At 64.4% G+C, this 6,112-nt stretch carries 5 protein-coding genes; 4 read left to right on the plus strand and 1 reads right to left on the minus strand.

Annotated features, from left to right (window positions below; all coding sequences use genetic code 11):
- Nucleotides 1-93 precede the first annotated feature (93 nt).
- Both RCH07_RS13705 and RCH07_RS13710 read left to right on the plus strand, forming a co-directional pair.
- The gene (locus tag RCH07_RS13705; RefSeq protein WP_326968029.1) at nucleotides 94-936 is read left to right on the plus strand and encodes a hypothetical protein; all 843 of its coding nucleotides are present in this window, start codon (nucleotides 94-96) and stop codon (nucleotides 934-936) included.
- Between the two features lie 367 nt (nucleotides 937-1,303).
- Complete coding sequence (locus tag RCH07_RS13710; RefSeq protein WP_326968030.1) at nucleotides 1,304-2,395, plus strand: 4-hydroxy-3-methylbut-2-enyl diphosphate reductase; 1,092 nt, start codon at nucleotides 1,304-1,306, stop codon at nucleotides 2,393-2,395.
- Between the two features lie 10 nt (nucleotides 2,396-2,405).
- Here the strand turns inward: RCH07_RS13710 and RCH07_RS13715 are convergent, their stop codons facing one another.
- The gene (locus RCH07_RS13715) at nucleotides 2,406-3,695 is read right to left on the minus strand and encodes a DNA recombination protein RmuC (protein WP_326968031.1); all 1,290 of its coding nucleotides are present in this window, start codon (nucleotides 3,693-3,695) and stop codon (nucleotides 2,406-2,408) included.
- A gap of 130 nt (nucleotides 3,696-3,825) precedes the next feature.
- On the opposite strand from RCH07_RS13715, the gene ychF reads away from it, so the two are divergent.
- Together ychF and RCH07_RS13725 are read left to right on the plus strand one after the other, a co-directional pair.
- On the plus strand, nucleotides 3,826-4,935 hold the full coding sequence (ychF, locus tag RCH07_RS13720) for a redox-regulated ATPase YchF (RefSeq protein ID WP_326968032.1): 1,110 nt from the start codon (nucleotides 3,826-3,828) through the stop codon (nucleotides 4,933-4,935).
- A gap of 56 nt (nucleotides 4,936-4,991) precedes the next feature.
- Entirely contained in the window at nucleotides 4,992-5,759 is a 768-nt protein-coding gene (locus RCH07_RS13725) for a hypothetical protein (protein WP_326968033.1), read from the plus strand.
- The last annotated feature ends 353 nt before the right edge of the window (nucleotides 5,760-6,112 follow it).

Here is a 6,112-nt window from a genome sequence, read left to right on the forward strand (position 1 = left end):
ATAGCTTTACCACCAGAGCCTGACTTTATAGATCCCGGGACCGCCGCCGTAGGATGGCACTACTCCCGGCCTCCCCCTTCCTAGGATTTTCTCTTGCGCACTTTTGTCTCGGCTCTGGCTGTTCTCATCGGGCTTGTTATGGCAGCTATCGCCGTACCGGCCATGTGGGTGGACCGGAATATCGTCCAGGAGGACGGTTTCGTGGCCCTGACCGCGCCGCTCGGCACGGACCCCGTCTTCCGGCAGCGGCTGGCTGCGGCCGCCGTCGGCAGCCTCGGTTCGGACCGGATCCCCGAAGTCCTCACCGAACTGGCTCGGCCGGTCCTGGAGAGCGCGGCGACGTCCCTGACCGGTCTGCCCGGGTATCCCGAGGCCTGGACAGAGACCCTGCGCAAGAGCCACCGGCTGAGTTTTGTCGACCCGGACACCCGGCCCGCTGAAATCGACGGGGTGAGCGCCCTAACCCTAGACGCCGCGCCGCTGGCCGGGCTGGTAGCCAAACAGGTGGCCGAGGCCACCCGATTGCCGCTGGAGGCCCCCGACCAGGTCCTGATCAAAATCGGGCAGCCCAGCCAGCGGCAGTTCCTCGAGCGGGTTTCTGCTTACGCCCCGATGGGCTACGCCGCGGGCGTCGGTGCCGTTATCTCGTTCGCCATCGCCCTGGTTGCGGCCCGGCGCCGCTGGACCGTTCTCGCCGGAGCGGGGGCGGGCGCCCTCGTGCTGGCAGGCGCCTGGAAGCTGGCTTCTGACGCCGCCGGGGCTGCGGTGGCACGGAAGAAGAGCGGTAACGAGGTCGCGGAGATTTTCAAACGCGAGTTTGTTGCAGCCTCCACCGGCAGTTTCGGGCAATGGATCCTGGTCGCCGTGGTGCTTGGCGGGATGCTGCTGGCCCTGGGGCTGATGGTCCGGGTACTCGGCGGACGCCGCAGCGGCTGACCGGCATATTCGTTAGGTCGTCGGGGGTTTGGTGTCTGAGTAGAGGAGCGCGGTGGCCGGACTCTGGGACATGCCCCGCGTCGGGGGCAGCGGATGGACATAGTGTCATTGTGCCCAGTCCAAGGTGCGAAGAATGGGCATGTCCCGCTGGACTGGACACCGGCTCAAAGGGACATGCCCCGCGTCGGGGGCAGCGGATGGACATAGTGTCATTATGCCCAGTCCAAGGTGCGAAGAATGGGCATGTCCCGCAGCGCGAAAAGGTCCAGGCTCCGTCTGACCCGACGACCTAACGAAAATGACCTCTAGCCGCAGCCTGCAGGCAGGGCCCACAACGGGCTGCAGCCAACACCGGTAGGATTGAGGGATGACGTCCACCGCTGTTTCCATTCCGATGCCAACCGTTCCGCGCCGTCGGCGCACTCCGGAAGACGTGCTGGCGGCGGCCCCCGTACCAGGTCCCAAAAAGGTGCTGCTGGCAGCCCCGCGCGGCTACTGTGCCGGCGTCGACCGGGCTGTTATTGCGGTGGAAAAAGCCCTGGAACATTACGGCCCCCCGGTGTACGTGCGCAAGCAGATCGTGCACAACGTGCACGTGGTCAGCTCCCTGGAGGAAAAGGGGGCCATCTTCGTTGAAGAAACCGACGAGGTGCCCGAGGGGGCCCTGGTGATCTTCTCGGCCCACGGCGTCTCGCCCGCAGTGGTCCAGTCCGCCGAGGACCGTGGCCTGCGCACCATCGACGCCACCTGTCCGCTGGTGACCAAGGTGCACAAAGAGGCGGTCCGCTTCGCGAAAGACGATTTCGACATCCTGCTGATCGGCCACGACGGCCACGAGGAAGTCGAAGGCACCGCAGGCGAAGCCCCCGAACACATCCAGATCATCAACGGCCCGCACGAGGTCAACAAGGTCACCGTCCGGGACCCGGAGAAAGTCATCTGGCTCTCCCAGACCACGCTCAGTGTGGACGAGACCATGGAGACCGTCCGTCTGCTTAAGGAGCGGTTTCCCACCTTGCAGGATCCGCCCAGCGACGACATTTGCTACGCGACCACCAACCGCCAGGTGGCGATCAAGAAGATCTCGCCCCAGGCCGACCTGGTGATTGTCGTGGGCTCGGCCAACTCCTCGAACTCCGTTCGGCTGGTCGAGGTGGCGCTGGAATATGGTGCGAAGGCCTCCTACCGGGTGGACTTCGCCAACGAGGTCGACGAGGCGTGGTTCGAGGGCGTCGCCACCGTCGGCGTGACCTCGGGTGCCTCCGTCCCGGAGGTTCTGGTCAAGGACGTCCTGCGGCTCCTGGCCGACTACGGGTACGGCTCGGTCGAGGAAGTGGTCACGGCGGAGGAGGACCTGCTGTTCTCGCTGCCCAAGGAACTCCGTGCCACGCTGAAGCAGGCCGGCGATGTCACCCGCGCCCTCGGCGGCCGCGGCGCACGCACCGCCCAGACGTCCTGACCCGGCACCCCTAGGCTGCGGACTCGCCGGACTCCGGCTCCGGCTCCCGCCGGGGTCCGGGCCCCGTATCCCTCCGGGACCCGCTCCCGGATACGAGCTCTGACCCGTTGCCCGGCTGAAGTTCCGGGGCCGCCACGGACCGCGGCGTGACCTCGACGGCAGCGGGTGTGGCCAGCCCCGCTGCGTCGAGGGCGTTGAGCTTGCGGGCGGTCGGCAGAACTCTCGCCTCGAGCGTGCCCACCATGGAGTTGTAGCGGTCCACCGAGGTTTTGAGCGAGGCGCCGAGTTTGGTGACGTTCTCGCCCAGCGTCCCCATCCGCTCGTAGAGCTGGTGCGCGAGCTCGAAGAGTTCCCGGGCGCTGTCCGTGAGGACGTCCTGACGCCAAGTGAACGCGACGGACTTCAGCACCGCCAGCAGGGTCCCCGGCGAGGCGAGCACCACGTTCCTGGACAAGGCATAGTCCAGCAGTGCCGGATCCGCCGAGAGCGCGGCCGCCAGAATCGACTCCGCGGGCAGGAAACAGACCACCAGCTCGGGGGAGTTGCCGGGGATGTCCCAGTATTTCTTGTTGCTCAGTGCATCGACGTGGGCCTTCAGTGCCTTCGCATGGGCCAGGAGGTGCGCCTGCTGCCCGGCCGGTGAGGCAGCGCCGCTCCGGCCGGACGTGCCGAGTTCCTGGGCCTCAAGGTAGGACGCGAGCGGCACCTTGGCATCGACCACCAGTTGCTTCTGGCCAGGGAGCTGCACCACGAGGTCCGGCCGGACACTGGTGTCGGTCGCGGCACTGTGCAGCTGTTCGTGGAAATCGACGTGCCGCAGCATCCCGGCAGCCTCAACCACCCTGCGGAGCTGGACTTCACCCCACTGGCCGCGGGCACTATTGGACCGCAGCGCGGACTCCAGGGCAAGGGTGGACCGCAGCAGCTGCGCATCGGAGAGCCTGGCTTCCTGTAACTGCTGGGCAAGCTGGCCGTACTGCTCCAGCCGGTCCCGCTCCAGCAGCGAGACCTGCTGCTGGACCGCGCTGAGCTTCTCTGCCACCGGGGCCAGGGCCCGCAGCACGCTGCCGTCCTGGGTCCTGGACTCGCCAAGCTCCCGGTTCTGCGCAGCGAGAAGGCGCCTCTCGGCGTCGGCCGCGGCGAACTGGGAACTGACCTCGGAGAGCCGCGCGGACACGGCGTCGAAGTCCTGCTCGACGGCCAGAGAGCGGCGCCGCAGCAGCACATAGGCGACGGCGGCGCCGGCGATGGCGCCGACGAGCAGCATGAGTAGGGCAAGTATCAGTGCAAAAGCGTCCATGTCTTCACTCTGGCATGCCGCTGTGACAGTTTTGGTCCGGCTCCCTGCGGACAGCTCGCCGGGTGGCACACCAGCTGGCGGACCAGGCAGCCGCGGAGATCCCCGGCCGCAGCGGGTAGAATCTATCCTCGTGGCTCTTACTATCGGCATCGTCGGACTGCCCAACGTCGGCAAATCAACTCTTTTCAACGCACTGACCCGAAACCAGGTGCTCGCAGCGAACTATCCGTTTGCCACGATCGAGCCCAATGTCGGCGTCGTGAGCCTGCCGGACCCGCGGCTCGCGAAGCTGGCCGCCGTCTTCGGCTCCCAGCGGCTGCTCCCCGCCCCGGTGTCCTTCGTCGACATCGCCGGGATTGTGAAAGGCGCCTCCGAGGGCGAGGGTCTTGGCAACAAGTTCCTCGCCAACATCCGCGAGGCCGAGGCCATTGTCCAGGTGGTCCGCGTGTTCGATGACCCCGACGTCATCCACGTTGACGGCAAGGTGGATCCCCGCTCGGACATGGAGACCATCAACACCGAGCTGATCCTGGCGGACCTCCAGACGATCGAAAAAGCTGTCCCCCGGATCGAAAAAGAAGTCAAGATCAAGAAGCGGGGAGCCCCGGAACTGGCAGCAATCCTGGCCGCCCAGGCCGTGCTGGAACGAGGTGACACCATCTTCGCGTCCGTCAAGAGCGACAAGCTGGAGATGGAGCACCTCAGGGAGCTCAGCCTCCTGACCGCCAAGCCTTTCATCTACGTCTTTAACGCGGATGAAGGCATCCTGGGTAGTCCGGAGAAGCAGGAAGAGCTGCGGGCCATGGTTGCCCCGGCGGACGCCATCTTCCTCGACGCCAAGCTCGAATCGGACCTCGTGGAGCTGGACGAGGAAGAGGCCCGCGAGATGCTGGAAATGAACGGCCAGGACGAGTCCGGGCTCGATCAGCTGGCCCGCGTAGGCTTCCACACCCTCGGGCTGCAGACGTACCTGACGGCCGGCCCCAAGGAAACCCGGGCCTGGACCATCCACCAGGGCGACACCGCCCCGCAGGCGGCCGGCGTGATCCACTCCGACTTCCAGCGTGGCTTCATCAAGGCCGAGGTGGTGTCCTTCGATGATCTAATGGAGGCCGGCACCATGGCTGAGGCGAAGGCCCGCGGCAAGGTCCGGATCGAAGGCAAGGAATATGTCATGGTCGACGGCGACGTGGTGGAGTTCCGTCACGGAATAACGTCTGCGGCCCAAGGCAAGAAGTGAACGTAGCTGGCCAAGTGGGGGAACCGCCAACTGACTGGACGCCACCTCGTGGATGGTTGTTAGCCGAACGAGGCGCCTATATTCTTACCGTCGGAGCGTCACTGTCGGTACCTGTTGCCGCTTTAACTGCCCAAGATCCGGTCTCGGGCGCTCTGTCGCTGTTCTCTCTGGCTGTCACTTGCTTTGGGGCTGCCGTCGGCGTGACGATCTACCGTGTTCAGTCTAAGAAGACATACTTAGATTCGATCGCGCAGACTGAGTTGCTTGGTGCCATCGGCAATGCGTCGGAGCGCGCAGCGTCGCACTCGGAAGTTGCTGCCGTTAGCTCGTTGAAGTCAGAGCAGTTTCTCGAACAAATGCAGTCCGCCAGGGCTGCTGCAAACCTTCCTGCGCCGGAAGAGTTATTGGGAGAACCAACTGAACCTGAGCCGGTTTTGTCAGAACCATCGACCGACGAGCCGGTAGCTGACGACGATCGACTTGAGGAGAAGGACGGCGAGTATCGGCGACCAGCCGCCGTGCCGCTGGGAGTCTTGGCGGATCTTGTTCAGTGGTGGCGTGGTTCCGGTGGTTCCAGCGGCAAATGGAACGTCGGAAATCTGGTTGGGTCCTATAGGCCTTACAACAAAGCCGGCAACCTTCAAGGTGTGCCGTGGATTCTTACCTTCCGTCGCTCGAATGGCGAGCTGACCGAGTACCGGATCTCTTACAGTGGTCGGAAGCGAATCGATCAATCGAGCGCGACCCCTACTGTCTCCAGGTATTCTTCGGACGAAAAAAAGTGGATCGATGGGGAACCCGCAATCATGGCGGAATCCCGATGAAACTGATCGCATGGAGTTCCGTCACAACTAGATATCTGGCCGCCCTAAGTCGACTTTGGAAACCTCGTGCAGGTGGGGGGCGGCATCGCCTGCAATCGTTTCGTCTCCCGCCTTTTCAACGGGACGTACTGTCAAGAGTGAAGGACCGCAGTGTCGCATAGCCCCGTCAACCATTCTCGAATCGCAGCACTGATCTGGAGCATCGCTGACGCCGGATCCCTTCGGAGGCGCGCCTTAAACCCCGAATTAATCAGCAGTCTCCTAGTAGTACTTTGTTATGTTGGTGCTCGTTGTCGGCAGTGGGGGCAGTAACCGAGCCATGCGGCGAGGACTCGTTGGAGTTCTCTGAGGAT

It is taken from the genome of Arthrobacter sp. CG_A4 (genome assembly GCF_035985125.1).
Classification (GTDB): Bacteria; Actinomycetota; Actinomycetes; order Actinomycetales; family Micrococcaceae; genus Arthrobacter.